The sequence below is a fragment of the Streptomyces sp. CRN 30 genome (genome assembly GCF_034105845.1).
Genome location: NZ_JAVRHI010000109.1, coordinates 1 through 16,066 on the forward strand (window position 1 = coordinate 1; position 16,066 = coordinate 16,066).

The following is a 16,066-nucleotide window of genomic DNA, read 5'->3' on the forward strand; positions in this document are numbered from 1 at the left end:
GGCCGCCGACGCGGACGGCCTCGCCGACCGCGTCACCGCCGCCCTCGACGCCGACGGCGTGGCCGTGCACCGCCCCGAGCTCGGCACCCTGGTCGCGGCGGTCCCCGTCGGCCCGCAGGCCCGCAACGAGGTCCGCCAGGCCGTGGCCGCCGTCGACGACGAGGCCGTACGGCTGCGGACGGCGGTGAAGGCACGCGACGGCTTCTTCACCACGCATTGCGTCAGCCCGTACTCCCGCTACGTCGCCCGCTGGTGCGCGCGCCGCGGCCTCACCCCGAACCAGGTGACCACCGCGTCCCTGCTCACCGCGCTGATCGCGGCGGGCTGCGCGGCCACCGGCATCCGCGGCGGCTTCGTCGCCGCCGGGCTGCTGCTCCTCCTCTCCTTCGTCCTGGACTGCGCGGACGGCCAGCTCGCCCGCTACTCGCTGCAGTACTCGACGCTCGGCGCCTGGCTCGACGCCACCTTCGACCGGGCCAAGGAGTACGCCTACTACGCGGGACTCGCGCTCGGCGCGGCCCGCGGCGGCGACGACGTGTGGGCGCTCGCACTCGGCGCGATGGTGCTGCAGACCTGCCGGCACATCGTGGACTTCAGCTTCAACGAGGCCAATCACGACGCCACCGCGAACACCAGCCCCACCGCCGCCCTCTCCGACAGGCTGGACGGCGTCGGCTGGACGGTCTGGCTGCGCCGCATGATCGTGCTGCCCATCGGCGAACGCTGGGCGCTGATCGCGGTCCTCACGGCGCTCACCACGCCGCGCGTCACCTTCGTCGTGCTGCTCGTGGGCTGCGCCTTCGCGGCCTGCTACACGACCGCCGGGCGGGTGCTCCGGTCGCTGACCCGCAAGGCGCGGAGGACCGCGCGGGCCGCACGGGCCCTCGCCGACCTCGCCGACACCGGCTGGCTGGCCGAGGACACGGTCCGCAAGCGGAAGGGCGGCGGTTACGGGGCGCCCGTGCTCGCGGTCCTCGCCGCCGCCCTGCTCGTGATCAATGCCGCGGTCTCCGGCTACGGGGACTGGGGCGTCTTCAGCACCGCCTTCCTCTACGCCATCCTGTCCGGGATAGCCGTCTCCGGACCGCTCACCGGCCCCCTGGACTGGCTGGTTCCGCCCGTCTTCCGGGCCGCCGAGTACGGCACGGTCCTGCTGCTCGCGGCGGAGGCGGACGTGAACGGAGCCTTGCCCGCGGCTTTCGGGCTGGTGGCGGCCGTCGCCTACCATCATTACGACACGGTGTACCGCATCCGCGGCGGCACCGGAGCGCCCCCGAGGTGGCTCGTGCGGGCGATCGGCGGGCACGACGGCAGGACGCTGGTGGTCACCGCGCTGGCCGCCCTGCTCACCGCAACGGACTTCACGCTCGCGCTCACGGTCTGCGCCGTGTTCGTGGCACTGACGGTGCTCGCCGAGAGCATCCGCTTCTGGGTCTCCGCCGGAGCACCCGCCGTACACGATGAAGGAGAACCCGCATGATCGGCCTCGTTCTGGCCGCCGGCGCCGGCCGGCGTCTTCGCCCCTACACCGAGACGCTGCCCAAGGCGCTGGTGCCCGTGGTGGGCGAGGGAACCGACAACGAGCTCTCCGTCCTCGACCTCACCCTGGCGAACTTCGCCGAGATCGGCCTGACCGAGGTCGCGGTCATCGTCGGCTACCGCAAGGAGGCCGTGTACGAGCGCCGCGAGGCGCTGGAGCGGAAGTACGGCGTCAAGATCACCCTGATCGACAACGACAAGGCCGAGGAGTGGAACAACGCCTACTCCCTGTGGTGCGGCCGGGACGCGATCAAGCACTCGGTGATCCTTGCCAACGGCGACACCGTGCACCCGGTCTCGGTCGAGGAGACCCTGCTCGCGGCGCGTGGCGACGGCAAGCGGATCATCCTCGCCCTCGACACGGTGAAGTCCCTCGCCGACGAGGAGATGAAGGTCGTCGTCGGCCCCGAGGGCTCCATGACGAAGATCACCAAGCTGATGGACCCGGCCGAGGCGACCGGTGAGTACATCGGCGTCACCCTCATCGAGGGCGAGGCCGCCGACGAGCTGGCCGACGCCCTCAAGACGGTCTTCGAGGCCGACCCCCAGCAGTTCTACGAGCACGGCTACCAGGAGCTCGTCAACCGCGGCTTCCGCATCGACGTCGCGCCCATCGGCGACGTCAAGTGGGTCGAGATCGACAACCACGACGACCTCGCCAAGGGGCGTGAGATCGCGTGCCAGTACTGACGAGGCTCATCCCCTCGCCGATCGTCGTGGACATCCGCCCGGGTGCCCTCGACGATCTGGCGACGGTCCTCGCGGACCAGCGGATCTCGTCGTCCGGCAAGCTGGCCGTCGCCATCAGCGGCGGGTCCGGCGCCAAGCTGCGCGAGCGGATCTGCCCCGCGCTGCCGGACGCCGACTGGTTCGAGGTCGGCGGCGGCACCCTGGACGACGCGATCAAGCTCGCCGACGCGATGAAGCGCGGGCGCTACGACGCGGTCGTCGGCCTGGGCGGCGGCAAGATCATCGACTGTGCGAAGTTCGCCGCCGCGCGCGTCGGGCTGCCCCTGGTCGCGGTCGCCACCAACCTCTCGCACGACGGTCTGTGCTCGCCGGTGGCCACCCTCGACAACGACGCGGGCCGCGGCTCGTACGGGGTGCCCAACCCGATCGCGGTCGTCATCGACCTCGACGTCATCCGCGAGGCCCCGGTCCGCTTCGTGCGCTCCGGCATCGGCGACGCCCTGTCCAACATCTCCGCGATTCGGGACTGGGAGCTCGCCGCCCGCGAGAAGGGCGAGGACATCGACGGTCTCGCGGCCGCGATGGCCCGGCAGGCCGGCGAGGCCGTGCTGCGCCACCCCGGCGGCGTCGGCGACGACGGCTTCCTCCAAGTGCTCGCCGAGGGCCTGGTCCTCACCGGCATCTCGATGTCGGTCGCCGGCGACTCCCGCCCGGCCTCCGGCGCCTGCCACGAGATCAACCACGCCTTCGACCTGCTCTTCCCCAAGCGCGCCGCGAGCCACGGCGAGCAGTGCGGCCTGGGCGCGGCCTTCGCGATGCACCTGCGCGGCGCGCGCGAGGAGTCGGCGTACATGGCCGAGGTGCTGCAGCGGCACGGGCTGCCCGTGCTGCCGGAGGAGATCGGCTTCACGGTGGACGAGTTCGTCCAGGTCGTGGAGTTCGCCCCGCAGACCCGGCCCGGCCGCTTCACCATCCTCGAACATCTCGACCTCAACACCGAACAGATCAAGGACGCATACGCCGACTATGCAAAAGCCATCGGTAGCTGAGCTCCGTCCGGTCGTCCACCCCCCGGGTGTGAAGGACCGCCGCAGCGGAGAGCACTGGGCCGGTCGGCTGTACATGCGCGAGCTCTCGCTGCGCATCGACCGGCACCTGGTGAACACGCGGGTCACGCCCAACCAGCTGACCTACCTGATGACCCTCTGCGGCGTCCTCGCCGCCCCGGCCCTGCTGGTGCCGGGTGTGTGGGGCGCCGTGCTCGGCGTGGTGGCGGTACAGCTGTACCTGCTCCTCGACTGCGTCGACGGCGAGATCGCCCGCTGGAAGAAGCAGTACTCCCTGGCCGGCGTCTACCTGGACCGGGTCGGCGCGTACCTGTGCGACGCCGCCGTGCTGGTGGGCTTCGGGCTGCGCGCCGCCGACCTGTGGGGCACCGGACGCATCGACTGGCTGTGGGCGTTCCTGGGTACCCTCGCCGCCCTCGGCGCCGTACTGATCAAGGCCGAGACGGACCTCGTCGGCGTCGCCCGGCACCAGACCGGGAAGCCGCCGGTGCAGGAGTCGGCGTCCGCGCCGCGCTCCTCCGGGCTGGCGCTGGCCCGCCGAGCCGCCTCGGCGCTGAAGTTCCACCGGCTGGTCCTCGGGATCGAGGCATCACTGCTGATTCTCGCCCTCGCGGTGGTGGACGCGGTGCGGGACGATCTGTTCTTCTCGCGGCTCGGGGTCGCCGTGCTGGCCGGCATCGCGCTGCTGCAGACCCTGCTGCACCTCGTGTCCATCCTGGCGTCGAGCAGGCTGAAGTGAGGGACGGTATGAAGGTCGGCGCGGTCATCATCACCATGGGCAACCGCCCCGACGAGCTGCGCGCCCTCCTGGACTCGATCGCCAAACAGGAGGGCGACCGGATCCAGGTGGTCGTCGTCGGCAACGGCTCCCCGGTGCCCGAGGTGCCCGAGGGCGTCCGCACCGTGGAGCTGCCGGAGAACCTCGGGATCCCCGGCGGCCGCAACGTCGGCATCGAGGCGTTCGGCCCGGCCGGCGGTGACGTCGACATCCTGCTGTTCCTCGACGACGACGGCCTGCTCGCCCGCAACGACACCGCCGAGCTGTGCCGCGAGGCCTTCGCGGCCGACCCGGAGCTGGGCATCATCAGCTTCCGCATCGCCGACCCGGAGACCGGTGTCACCCAGCGCCGGCACGTCCCCAGGCTGCGGGCCGCCGACCCGATGCGCTCGTCCCGGGTGACCACCTTCCTCGGCGGCGCCAACGCGGTGCGCACGAAGGTCTTCGCCGAGGTGGGCGGGCTGCCGGACGCGTTCTTCTACGCGCACGAGGAGACCGACCTCGCCTGGCGTGCCCTCGACGCGGGCTGGATGATCGACTACCGGTCCGACATGGTGCTGTACCACCCGACCACCGCCCCCTCGCGGCACGCGGTCTACCACCGCATGGTGGCGCGCAACCGCGTCTGGCTCGCGCGCCGCAACCTCCCCGCCCTCCTGGTCCCCGTCTACCTGGGCGTCTGGCTGCTCCTGACGCTGCTCCGCAAGCCGTCCGGACCCGCCCTGAAGGCCTGGTTCGGCGGCTTCAAGGAGGGCTGGACCAGTGCGAGCGGCCCCCGCAGGCCCATGCGGTGGCGTACGGTGTGGCGTCTGACGCGACTGGGCCGACCTCCCGTCATCTGACAAGCTCGATATCTGAGAGCATTCGGCCGTACCCCGGTCCCAGGTTTCGGCCCGGGTCCGGTCAGGCCGCGCACATTGAGGACGAAAGTTTCCACTAGTGAGTGAGACAACGCATGACGGCGGGGTCGCGGTGACCGACCGACCGTCGCCCGACGACGGGCTGGACGCGGCCGAGCTGGCCGCCAAGTACGGGCTCTCGGTCAGCGGTGCCCGGCCCGGACTCGTCGAGTACGTCCGCCAGTTGTGGGGGCGACGGCACTTCATCGTCGCCTTCTCGCAGGCCAAGCTCACCGCCCAGTACAGCCAGGCCAAGCTCGGCCAGTTGTGGCAGGTGGCGACCCCGCTGCTGAACGCGCTGGTGTACTTCCTGATCTTCGGCCTGATCCTCGACGCCGACCGGGGACTGAGCCGCGAGGTGTACATCCCGTTCCTGGTCACGGGCGTCTTCGTGTTCACCTTCACGCAGACCTCGGTGATGGCCGGCGTGCGCGCGATCTCCGGGAACCTCGGCCTGGTGCGGGCGCTGCACTTCCCGCGCGCCGCGCTGCCGGTCTCCTTCGCGCTGCAGCAGCTCCAGCAGCTGCTGTTCTCGATGATCGTGCTGTTCGCCGTCACGATCGGGTTCGGCAGCTACCCGAAGATGTCGTGGCTGCTGATCCTGCCCGTGCTGGTGCTGCAGTTCGCGTTCAACATGGGGCTGGCGCTGATCTTCGCCCGGCTGGGCTCCAAGACGCCCGACCTCGCCCAGCTGATGCCGTTCGTGATGCGTACGTGGATGTACGCGTCCGGCGTGATGTTCTCCATCCGCATCATGCTGGAGAAGCACCCCCAGTGGATCGCCGACATCCTGCAGTGGAACCCGGCCGCGATCTACATGGACCTGATGCGCTTCGCGCTGATCGACGGCTACGGCTCCGAGCACCTGCCCCCGCACGTGTGGGCGGTGGCCTGCGGCTGGGCGGTCCTGGTCGCGGTCGGCGGCTTCGTGTACTTCTGGAAGGCGGAAGAGAGGTACGGCCGTGGCTGAGGCGCGTATCCCCACCGTCATCGCGGACGACGTGCACATCGTCTACCGGGTGAACGGCGCCAGGACCGGCAAGGGCAGCGCCACCGCGGCGCTCAGCCGCATCGTCAAGCGGGGCTCCGACGACGCGGCGCGCGGGGTGCGCAAGGTGCACGCCGTCAAGGGCGTCTCCTTCGTCGCCTACCGCGGCGAGGCCATCGGCCTGATCGGCTCCAACGGCTCGGGCAAGTCCACGCTCCTGCGCGCCATCGCCGGCCTGCTGCCCACGGAGCGGGGCAAGGTCTACACCGACGGCCAGCCGTCGCTGCTCGGCGTGAACGCGGCCCTGATGAACGACCTCACGGGCGAGCGCAACGTCATCCTGGGCGGTCTCGCGATGGGCATGTCCCGCGAGCAGATCAAGGAGCGCTACCAGGAGATCGTCGACTTCTCGGGCATCAACGAGAAGGGCGACTTCATCACGCTGCCGATGCGCACGTACTCCTCCGGCATGGCGGCGCGGCTGCGCTTCTCCATCGCGGCCGCCAAGGACCACGACGTCCTGATGATCGACGAGGCCCTGGCCACCGGTGACCGCGCCTTCCAGAAGCGCTCCGAGGCCCGCATCCGCGAGCTGCGCCAGCACGCGGGCAGTGTGTTCCTGGTCAGTCACAACAACAAGTCGATCCGGGACACCTGCGACCGCGTCCTGTGGCTGGAGCGCGGTGAGCTGCGGATGGACGGGCCGACCGGCGAGGTCCTCAAGGAGTACGAGAAGTTCACGGGCAAGTAGGGCCGCAGGTCACGTCCCGACCCCGCCGGACAGCCCTCCGGCGGGGTCGGCCGTGCGACGGCCACCTCGTCGGTGCACGCGCGAAAGGGACCTGTTCCCGTGACGCGCGGGAACCCTGAGGGCGACCGGCGAGTTGTCGTGGTGCGCGGGACACCCCGGCGGAGCGCGGCGCGCGGTGCAACGTAAGCTGTACCGGTGCCGAATCGCGGCAAGTGGGTCCATAATGCGCGACACCCGGCACTGCCGCTCCGTACCGACAGCGGGCGGCGTGTCCGAAATAGTGTGAATTGCGTCGTCAGTGTAGAACGGGAGATGTGACGGCAATGGTTACGGATACTCCCCACCTCCACGACGTACGTGCCGTCCGCGCGCCGGGTGGCGAGCGGTGACGGAACCCGCGACGGCGCGTCCGGCCGATCCGGAGCGGAACACCCTGGCGAAGGCGGCCACCGAGAACTTCCCGGTGGCCCCGTTCTTCCTGCCCAGGGAGTGGCGCGAGGACCTCGTGGCCGTCTACGGCTTCTGCCGGCTCGTCGACGACATCGGTGACGGCGACCTCGCCCCCGGTGGTGCCGACGCCCGGCTGCTCGGTGTGGAGCCCGACCGGGCGGAGGACCGCCTGGTCCTGCTCGACGCCCTCGAGGCCGACCTGCGCCGGGTGTTCGACGGGACGCCGCTCCACCCGCTGCTGCGCCGGCTCCAGCCGACCGTCCGCCGCCGCGCGCTCACGCCCGGGCCCTTCCTGGGCCTGGTCGCCGCGAACCGCCAGGACCAGCTCGTCACGCGCTACGAGACGTACGACGACCTCCTCGCGTACTGCGAGCTGTCCGCCAACCCGGTCGGCCGGCTGGTGCTCGCCGTCACCGGCACCTCCACCCCCGAACGGATCCGCCGCTCGGACGCCGTCTGCACGGCGCTGCAGCTCGTCGAGCACCTCCAGGACGTGTCCGAGGACCTCGGCCGTGACCGCGTCTACCTGCCCGCCGCCGACATGAAGCGCTTCCACGTCGAGGAAGCGGACCTCGCCGTCCCCACCGCGGGCGCGTCGGTGCGCGCGCTGGTCGCGTACGAGGCGGAACGCGCCCGTGACCTGCTGGATGAAGGCGACGCCCTGGTGGGTAGCGTGCACGGCAGGCTACGACTGCTGCTGGCGGGCTTCGTGGCGGGGGGAAGGGCGGCGGTCCACGCGATCGCCGCCGCCGAATACGACGTACTTCCAGGCCCGCCCAAGCCCGGCAAGGCCCGGTTGCTGCGCGAGGTGGGCATGACTCTGCGAGGGAAGGGGTGATCCGGACCTTGGAGTCGGAAGCACTCGTGTCCGCACCGGTACTTGCTGCCTACAGCTATTGCGAGGCCGTCACCGGGCAGCAGGCCCGTAACTTCGCCTACGGCATCCGGCTGCTGCCGGCGGCCAAGCGGCGCGCCATGTCGGCGGTGTACGCCTTCTCACGGCGCGTGGACGACATCGGTGACGGCACGCTCGAGCCCGAGGTCAAGGCGGCCCGGCTGGAGGACACCCGGGCCCTGCTCGCCCGGGTCCGGGACGGCGACGTGGACGAGGACGACACCGATCCCGTCGCGGTCGCCCTCGCGCACGCGAGCCGGCAGTTCCCGATCCCGCTCGGCGGCCTCGACGAACTCATCGACGGCGTCGTGATGGACGTGCGCGGCGAGACCTACGAGACCTGGGACGACCTCAGGCGCTACTGCCGCTGCGTCGCGGGTGCCATCGGGCGGGTCTCGCTCGGCGTGTTCGGCACCGAGCCGGGCGCCCGCGGAGCCGAGCGCGCCGCCGAGTACGCCGATACCCTCGGGCTCGCGCTGCAGCTCACCAACATCCTCCGGGACCTGCGCGAGGACGCCGAGGAGGGGCGGGTCTACCTGCCCGCCGACGACCTCGCCAAGTTCGGCTGCTCCGCCGGGTTCGCCCGGTCCGTCCCGGCGCCCGAGTCCGACTTCGCGGGGCTCGTCCACTTCGAGGTGCGCCGTGCCCGGGCCCTCTTCGCCGAGGGCTACCAGCTGCTGCCCATGCTCGACCGGCGCAGCGGTGCCTGCGTCGCCGCCATGGCGGGCATCTACCGGCGGCTCCTCGACCGCATCGAGCGCGAGCCGGAGGCCGTGCTGCGCGGCCGGGTCTCGCTGCCCGGACGCGAGAAGGCGTACGTCGCCGTGCGCGGCCTGGCCGGGCTCGACGCCCGTGACGTGTCCCGCCGGGCCGTCAGGAGGCGCGTCTGATGGACAATCCGGTACAAGCCCACTGCACCGGCGGAAAGCGGCACGGAACCCTCCGCCTGCGGGGAGCGTCCCTGACTGCGACGGCCCGCCGTGCACCGCTGAAGCACCACGGCCCGGCCCCGGGGGAGGGCGTGCGATGAGTGACGGCACACGGTCCGAGGAACTGCCGGCCGGGAACCGTCCCGCCCGCCCGGGGGCCGGAACCCCCGAGGACGCGCGCACCGCCGTGGTGGTCGGCGGCGGGCTCGCCGGGGTGAGTGCCGCGCTGTCGCTGGCCGACGCGGGCCTGCGGGTCACCCTGCTGGAGGGGCGGCCACGGCTCGGCGGACTCGCCTTCTCCTTCCGGCGCGGCGAGCTGACCGTCGACAACGGACACCACGTCTACCTGCGCTGCTGCACCGCCTACCGCTGGTTCCTGGACCGGATCGACGGGGCGGAGCTCGCCCCGCTGCAGGACCGTCTCGACGTGCCCGTCCTCGACGCGGACGCCCGGCCCGGGCGGCGCCTCGGGCGGCTGCGGCGCGACGCCCTGCCCGTACCGCTGCACCTGGGACGCTCCCTCGCGACGTACCCGCACCTCTCGCTCGCCGAGCGCGCCAAGGTGGGGCGCGCGGCACTCGCGCTCGGGAAGCTGGACCTGGCGGACCCCGCGCTGGACGAGCGGGACTTCGGCGGCTGGCTGGCCGAGCACGGCCAGTCGGCCCGTACCGTCGAGGCACTGTGGGACCTGGTGGGGGTCGCCACCCTCAACGCGGTCGCCGGCGACGCCTCCCTCGCGCTCGCCGCGACGGTGTTCAAGACCGGTCTGCTCTCCGACCCCGGCGCGGCCGACATCGGCTGGGCCCACGTCCCCCTCGGCGACCTGCACGACGGGCTGGCCCGCCGGGCGCTCGACGCGGCGGGCGTCCGTACCGCGCTGCGCACCCGCGTCACCTCCGTCTCGCCCGCCGCGGACGGCCGCTGGACGGTCGAGGTGCCCGGTCAGCGCCTCGAGGCGGACGCGGTCGTGCTCGCCGTACCGCAGCGCGAGACACACGGCCTGCTGCCCGAGGGCGCGCTCGGGGACCCGGACCGGCTGCTGGACATCGACACCGCGCCGATCCTCAACGTCCACGTCGTGTACGACCGGAAGGTGCTGGGCCGGCCGTTCTTCGCGGCGCTGGGCAGCCCGGTCCAGTGGGTCTTCGACCGCACCGCGGCGTCCGGACTGGGGACCGGCCAGTACCTCGCGCTGTCCCAGTCGGCCGCGCAGGACGAGATCGACCTGCCCGTCGCCGCCCTGCGCGAGCGGTACCTGCCGGAGCTGGAGCGGTTGCTGCCGGGTGCACGGGACGCCCGCGTCGAGGACTTCTTCGTGACCCGGGAGCGCACGGCCACGTTCGCTCCCGCACCCGGCGTCGGACGGCTGCGGCCCGGCGCCCGCACCAAGGCCCCCGGCCTCTACCTGGCCGGAGCGTGGACCGCCACGGGGTGGCCCGCGACCATGGAGGGCGCGGTCCGCAGCGGCATCAGCGCGGCGTCCGCCGCGCTGGCCGCCCTGGACCGCCCCCGCGACCACCTCTTCGACTTCGAGGAGGCGGCCGACCGCGCCTTCCCGGGCCGCGTACCCGAGGGAGCCGGCGCCCCTCTGAGAGGCGGACTCCGGTGACGACCCGGGCGCCCGCGGCGGATCCCCGCACCCCCCGCACCGCAACAAGAGGAGAGACTGTGCCCACTGTGCCCCCGGCCTCGACGTCCGTTCGAGGGACCGAGGTGGACGTGACCGCGCTCCTGGAGCGCGGCCGGACCCTGGCCACACCGGTGCTGCGGTCGGCCGTCGACCGGCTGGCGCCGCCCATGGACACCGTCGCCGCCTACCACTTCGGCTGGATCGACGCCGAGGGCAACCCCGCCGAGGGCGTCGGCGGCAAGGCCGTACGGCCCGCGCTCGCCGTGCTGTCCGCCGAGGTCTCCGGGGCCGCCCCGGAGACCGGCATCCCCGGTGCGGTCGCGGTCGAACTGGTGCACAACTTCTCCCTGCTGCACGACGACCTGATGGACGGCGACGAGCAGCGCCGCCACCGCGACACCGTGTGGAAGGTGCACGGCCCCGCCCAGGCCATCCTCGTCGGCGACGCCCTGATGGCCCTCGCCAACGAACTGCTGCTGGAACTGGGCACCGTGGAGGCCGGCCGCGCCACCCGCCGCCTCACCAAGGCCACCCGCGCCCTCATCGACGGCCAGGCCCAGGACATCTCCTACGAGCACCGCGACCGCGTCAGCGTCGAGGAGTGCCTGGAGATGGAGGGCAACAAGACCGGCGCCCTGCTCGCCTGCGCCTCCTCCATCGGCGCGGTCCTCGGCGGCGCCGACGACGCCACGGCCGACGCGCTGGAGACCTACGGCTACCACCTCGGCCTCGCCTTCCAGGCCGTGGACGACCTGCTGGGCATCTGGGGCGACCCGGAGTCCACCGGCAAGCAGACCTGGAGCGACCTGCGCCAGCGCAAGAAGTCCCTGCCGGTCGTGGCCGCGCTCGCGGCGGGCGGCCCGGCCTCCGAGCGGCTCGGCGAGATCCTCGCCGCCGACGCCCGGAGCAGCGACTTCGCCAACTTCTCCGAGGAGGAGTTCGCCGCCCGCGCGGCCCTCATCGAGGAGGCCGGCGGCCGTGGGTGGACCGCCGAGGAGGCCCGCCGCCAGTACCAGGTCGCCCTCGACGCCCTCGACACCGTGTCGATGCCGGACGAGGTGCGGGACCGCTTCGTGGCGCTCGCGGACTTCGTCGTCGTACGGAAGAGATGAGCACGCGCGCGTCAGCGCTCCCCGTGATCGGTCGAATAGGCCTCGCATAGTCGCCGGCCGGTGCCCGCCCCACCAGCACCGGCCGACGGCGGACCCGCAAGCAGAGACAGTCACTGCACGAAGGGGAAGCCATGACAGCGACGACCGACGGAAGTGCCGGGGCCCTGCCGCCCCGGACCGCCTCGGCCAGCGACACCGACACCGACGACCCCGTGGCGGCGGGGGGACCGGACGCCGCCGTCCGCGCGATGCGGCGCGCCACCGACTTCCTGCTCGCCCGCCAGGACGCCGAGGGCTGGTGGAAGGGCGACCTGGAGACCAACGTCACCATGGATGCCGAGGACCTGCTGCTGCGGCAGTTCCTCGGCATCCGTGACGAGCGGACCACCCGCGCGGCCGCCCTGTTCATCCGCGGCGAGCAGCGCGAGGACGGCACCTGGGCGACCTTCCACGGCGGACCCGGTGAACTCTCCACCACCATCGAGGCGTACGTCGCGCTGCGCCTGGCCGGGGACGCCCCCGACGCGCCGCACATGGCGCGCGCGGCGGAGTGGATCCGCGCCCGGGGCGGCATCGCGGCCGCACGCGTGTTCACCCGGATCTGGCTGGCCCTGTTCGGCTGGTGGAGGTGGGAGGACCTGCCCGAGGTCCCGCCGGAGATCGTCTGGTTCCCCCGGTGGGTGCCCCTCAACATCTACGACTTCGGCTGCTGGGCCCGGCAGACCATAGTGCCGCTCACGATCGTCTCCGCGCAGCGGCCGGTGCGGCCCGCACCGTTCCCGCTCCGGGAACTGCACACCGATCCGGACCGGCCCAACCCGGCGCGGCGCCTCGCCCCCGCCGCCGGCTGGGAGGGGTTCTTCCAGCGGCTCGACAAGCTGCTGCACGTCTACCGCCGGGTGGCCCCCAAGCGGGTGCGCCGGGCCGCCATGAACACCGCGGCCCGCTGGATCATCGAACGGCAGGAGAACGACGGCTGCTGGGGCGGCATCCAGCCACCGGCCGTGTACTCGCTCATCGCCCTGCACCTGCTCGGCTACGACCTGGAGCACCCCGTCATGCGGGCCGGTCTGGAGTCCCTCGACCGGTTCGCGGTGTGGCGCGAGGACGGCGCCCGGATGATCGAGGCCTGCCAGTCGCCCGTCTGGGACACCTGCCTCGCGACCATCGCGCTCGCCGACGCCGGACTCCCCGCCGACCACCCGCGCCTGGTGCAGGCCGCGGACTGGATGCTCGGCGAGGAGATCGTCCGGCCCGGTGACTGGGCGGTGCGCCGGAAGCGGCTGGCGCCCGGCGGCTGGGCGTTCGAGTTCCACAACGACAACTACCCCGACATCGACGACACCGCCGAGGTCGCCCTGGCCCTGCGCCGCGTCCGCCACCCCGACCACAAGCGCATGGACCGGGCGATCGCGCGCGCGGTGCGCTGGACCCTCGGCATGCAGTCGCGCGACGGCGCCTGGGCCGCCTTCGACGCCGACAACACCAGCCCCTTCCCCAACCGGCTGCCCTTCTGCGACTTCGGCGAGGTCATCGACCCGCCCTCCGCCGACGTCACCGCCCACGTGGTGGAGATGCTCGCCGTCGAGGGCCTCGCCCACGATCCGCGCACCCGCCGGGGCATCGAGTGGCTGCTCGCCGCACAGGAGCCGAACGGCTCGTGGTTCGGGCGCTGGGGCGTCAACCACGTGTACGGCACCGGCTCGGTGGTGCCCGCGCTGGCCGCCGCCGGGCTGCCCGCCGCGCACCCCGCGATCCGCCGGGCGGTGGCCTGGCTGGAGACCGTGCAGAACGACGACGGGGGCTGGGGCGAGGACCTGCGTTCCTACCACGAGGAGGAGTGGATCGGGCGCGGCGCCTCCACCGCCTCCCAGACCGCCTGGGCGCTGCTGGCGCTGCTGGCCGCCGGCGAACGGGAGTCGAAGGCCGTGGACCGCGGCGTCGAGTGGCTGGCGGGCACCCAGCGGGAGGACGGCGGCTGGGACGAGCCGTACTACACCGGCACCGGCTTCCCGTGGGACTTCTCGATCAACTACCACCTGTACCGCCAGGTGTTCCCGCTCACCGCGCTCGGCCGGTACGTGCACGGCGAACCGTTGGGCGCCTGGACCGTCGCACCGCACCGGGGAAGCTGAGGTGGGCGGCGCGCCCGCACCGGCCCCGCTGCTGATCGCGTGCGCGCTCGGCATCGAACGGCTCGCCCTGCGGGGCGGCGACCGCGCCGGCGCCGGCGGCCCGGTCACCGTGGTGCGCACCGGCATGGGGCCCCGGGCGGCCGGACGCTCGCTCACCCGGGTGCTCGGCGACCCGGCGCTGCGCGGGGCGGCGGTCCTCGTCACCGGGTTCTGCGCCGGCCTCACCCCGGGCATGCGACCCGGCGACCCGGTGGTCGCGACGGAGACCCGCGGCCCGGACGGCGCCGCCACCCCGTGCGCGGGCACCGGAGTGCTGGTCGAGGGGCTCGGGCGGGCCCTGCCGGGACGCACCGTCCACACGGGCCCGCTCACCGGTTCCGACCACGTCGTGCGCGGCCGGGAGCGGTCGGCGCTGCGCGGGACCGGCGCGATCGCGGTCGACATGGAATCCGCTGTCACACTCCAGTGCGCTGTGCGCGCGGGCGCACACCCGGTTGCGGCCGTCCGGGTGGTCGTGGACGCTCCAGAACATGAACTGGTCCGGATAGGCACGGTGCGCGGTGGAATATCAGCTTTCCGCGTCCTTCGTTCCGTCCTTCCCGCTTATCTCGAATGGCACCGTTCCTTGCTCCCCAGGAGGTGAGCCAGATGGCCATGCCACTCCGCCAGTCCCTCAAGGTGGCGACGTACCTCGCCGAACAGAAGCTCCGCAGGCGGGACAAGTTCCCGCTCATCGTCGAACTGGAACCGCTCTTCGCCTGCAACCTGAAGTGCGAGGGCTGCGGCAAGATCCAGCACCCGGCGGGCGTGCTCAAACAGCGCATGCCGGTCGCCCAGGCCGTGGGCGCCGTGCTGGAGTCCGGTGCGCCGATGGTGTCGATCGCCGGTGGCGAGCCCCTGATGCACCCGCAGATCGACGAGATCGTGCGCCAGCTGGTGGCCCGGAGGAAGTACGTCTTCCTGTGCACCAACGCGATGCTGCTCCGCAAGAAGATCGACGACTTCCGGCCCTCGCGGTACTTCGCCTTCGCCGTGCACATCGACGGCCTGCGCGAGCGGCACGACGAGTCCGTGGCGAAGGAGGGCGTGTTCGACGAGGCGGTGGAGGCGGTCAAGGAGGCCAAGAGGCGCGGCTTCCGGGTCACCACCAACTCCACCTTCTTCAACACCGACACCCCGCAGACCGTCGTCGAGGTGCTCGACTACCTCAACGACGACCTCCGCGTCGACGAGATGATGATCTCGCCCGCCTACGCCTACGAGAAGGCGCCGGACCAGGAGCACTTCCTGGGCGTGGACCAGACCCGGGAACTGTTCAGGAAGGCCTTCGCGGGCGGCAATCGCCGCCGCTGGCGGCTCAACCACTCACCCCTCTTCCTGGACTTCCTGGAGGGGAAGGTCGACTTCCCGTGCACGGCCTGGGCCATCCCGAACTACTCGCTCTTCGGCTGGCAGCGCCCCTGCTACCTGATGAGCGACGGCTACGTGCCGACCTACCGGGAGCTGATCGAGGAGACCGACTGGGACAGCTACGGCCGCGGCAAGGATCCGCGCTGCGCCAACTGCATGGCGCACTGCGGTTACGAGCCCACCGCGGTCCTGGCCACCATGGGGTCACTGAGGGAGTCCCTGCGCGCGATGCGCGAGACGGTCTCCGGGAACCACGGGTGATGTCATGACGGCCGTCTCCCTGGGCGTTCCCGGAATGCCCGCGTCGCCGCTCGCGGAACGCCGCGCGTCACGGCGGATCCAGGTCGGCCCGGTCGCCGTCGGCGGCGGGGCCCCCGTCTCGGTGCAGTCGATGACCACGACCCGTACCTCGGACATCGGGGCGACGCTGCAGCAGATCGCGGAGCTGACGGCTTCGGGCTGCCGGATCGTGCGGGTGGCGTGCCCGACGCAGGACGACGCGGACGCGTTGCCGATCATCGCGCGGAAGTCGCAGATCCCGGTGATCGCGGACATCCACTTCCAGCCGAAGTACGTGTTCGCGGCGATCGAGGCGGGCTGCGCGGCGGTCCGGGTGAACCCGGGCAACATCAAGCAGTTCGACGACAAGGTCAAGGAGATCGCGAAGGCGGCGAAGGAGCACGGCACGCCGATCCGCATCGGCGTGAACGCGGGCTCGCTGGACCGGCGGCTGCTGCAGAAGTACGGCAAGGCCACTCCCGAGGCGCTGGTGGAGTCCGCGCTGTGGGAGGCG

General features: G+C 72.3%; 16 protein-coding genes. All 16 read left to right on the top strand.

The genetic code is table 11. From position 1 onward, the window contains the following. Positions 1-1,480: DUF5941 domain-containing protein (locus UW392_RS10670; protein ID WP_320774680.1), on the top strand; the 1,480-nt coding region annotated here is incomplete at its 5' end. Then, on the top strand, positions 1,477-2,229 hold the full coding sequence (locus tag UW392_RS10675) for a phosphocholine cytidylyltransferase family protein (RefSeq protein WP_320774681.1): 753 nt from the start codon (positions 1,477-1,479) through the stop codon (positions 2,227-2,229). The genes UW392_RS10670 and UW392_RS10675, both read left to right, overlap by 4 nt. Beyond that, on the top strand, positions 2,217-3,278 hold the full coding sequence (locus tag UW392_RS10680) for an iron-containing alcohol dehydrogenase family protein (protein WP_320774682.1): 1,062 nt from the start codon (positions 2,217-2,219) through the stop codon (positions 3,276-3,278). The genes UW392_RS10675 and UW392_RS10680 overlap by 13 nt, the downstream gene beginning before the upstream one ends. Next, positions 3,256-4,035, top strand: a complete 780-nt coding sequence (locus tag UW392_RS10685) for a CDP-alcohol phosphatidyltransferase family protein (RefSeq protein WP_320774683.1) — start codon at positions 3,256-3,258, stop codon at positions 4,033-4,035. The genes UW392_RS10680 and UW392_RS10685 overlap by 23 nt, the downstream gene beginning before the upstream one ends. Positions 4,036-4,043: 8 nt before the next feature. Next, positions 4,044-4,916 carry a glycosyltransferase family 2 protein gene (locus UW392_RS10690; protein ID WP_320774694.1) on the top strand — a complete coding sequence of 291 codons (873 nt, stop codon included), beginning with the start codon at positions 4,044-4,046 and terminating at the stop codon, positions 4,914-4,916. 97 nt (positions 4,917-5,013) lie between these two features. Beyond that, positions 5,014-5,943 carry an ABC transporter permease gene (locus UW392_RS10695; protein ID WP_320774684.1) on the top strand — a complete coding sequence of 310 codons (930 nt, stop codon included), beginning with the start codon at positions 5,014-5,016 and terminating at the stop codon, positions 5,941-5,943. After that, entirely contained in the window at positions 5,936-6,712 is a 777-nt protein-coding gene (locus UW392_RS10700) for an ABC transporter ATP-binding protein (protein WP_320774685.1), read from the top strand. The genes UW392_RS10695 and UW392_RS10700 overlap by 8 nt, the downstream gene beginning before the upstream one ends. A 385-nt stretch (positions 6,713-7,097) precedes the next feature. Next, complete coding sequence (hpnC, locus tag UW392_RS10705; protein ID WP_320774686.1) at positions 7,098-8,000, top strand: squalene synthase HpnC; 903 nt, start codon at positions 7,098-7,100, stop codon at positions 7,998-8,000. Next, positions 7,997-8,947 (top strand): presqualene diphosphate synthase HpnD, encoded by a 951-nt coding sequence (gene hpnD, locus UW392_RS10710; protein WP_320774687.1) that lies wholly within the window; start codon positions 7,997-7,999, stop codon positions 8,945-8,947. Before hpnC ends, hpnD begins: the two co-directional genes overlap by 4 nt. Next, positions 8,947-9,087 carry a DUF6380 family protein gene (locus UW392_RS66935; RefSeq protein ID WP_414495909.1) on the top strand — a complete coding sequence of 47 codons (141 nt, stop codon included), beginning with the start codon at positions 8,947-8,949 and terminating at the stop codon, positions 9,085-9,087. The genes hpnD and UW392_RS66935 overlap by 1 nt, the downstream gene beginning before the upstream one ends. Beyond that, positions 9,084-10,595 (top strand): hydroxysqualene dehydroxylase HpnE, encoded by a 1,512-nt coding sequence (gene hpnE / locus UW392_RS10715; protein WP_320774688.1) that lies wholly within the window; start codon positions 9,084-9,086, stop codon positions 10,593-10,595. Before UW392_RS66935 ends, hpnE begins: the two co-directional genes overlap by 4 nt. After that, the gene (locus UW392_RS10720) at positions 10,592-11,728 is read left to right on the top strand and encodes a polyprenyl synthetase family protein (protein WP_320774689.1); all 1,137 of its coding nucleotides are present in this window, start codon (positions 10,592-10,594) and stop codon (positions 11,726-11,728) included. Before hpnE ends, UW392_RS10720 begins: the two co-directional genes overlap by 4 nt. A gap of 131 nt (positions 11,729-11,859) precedes the next feature. Further along, positions 11,860-13,863: a squalene--hopene cyclase gene (gene shc / locus UW392_RS10725; RefSeq protein ID WP_320774690.1), complete on the top strand. Its 2,004-nt coding sequence runs from the start codon at positions 11,860-11,862 to the stop codon at positions 13,861-13,863. Position 13,864: 1 nt separating this feature from the next. Next, complete coding sequence (locus UW392_RS10730) at positions 13,865-14,506, top strand: 1-hydroxy-2-methyl-2-butenyl 4-diphosphate reductase (RefSeq protein WP_320774691.1); 642 nt, start codon at positions 13,865-13,867, stop codon at positions 14,504-14,506. Between the two features lie 5 nt (positions 14,507-14,511). Next, entirely contained in the window at positions 14,512-15,534 is a 1,023-nt protein-coding gene (hpnH, locus tag UW392_RS10735) for an adenosyl-hopene transferase HpnH (protein WP_320774692.1), read from the top strand. Positions 15,535-15,538: 4 nt separating this feature from the next. Further along, the coding region (locus UW392_RS10740) for a flavodoxin-dependent (E)-4-hydroxy-3-methylbut-2-enyl-diphosphate synthase (protein ID WP_320774693.1) at positions 15,539-16,066 on the top strand (528 nt) is incomplete at its 3' end.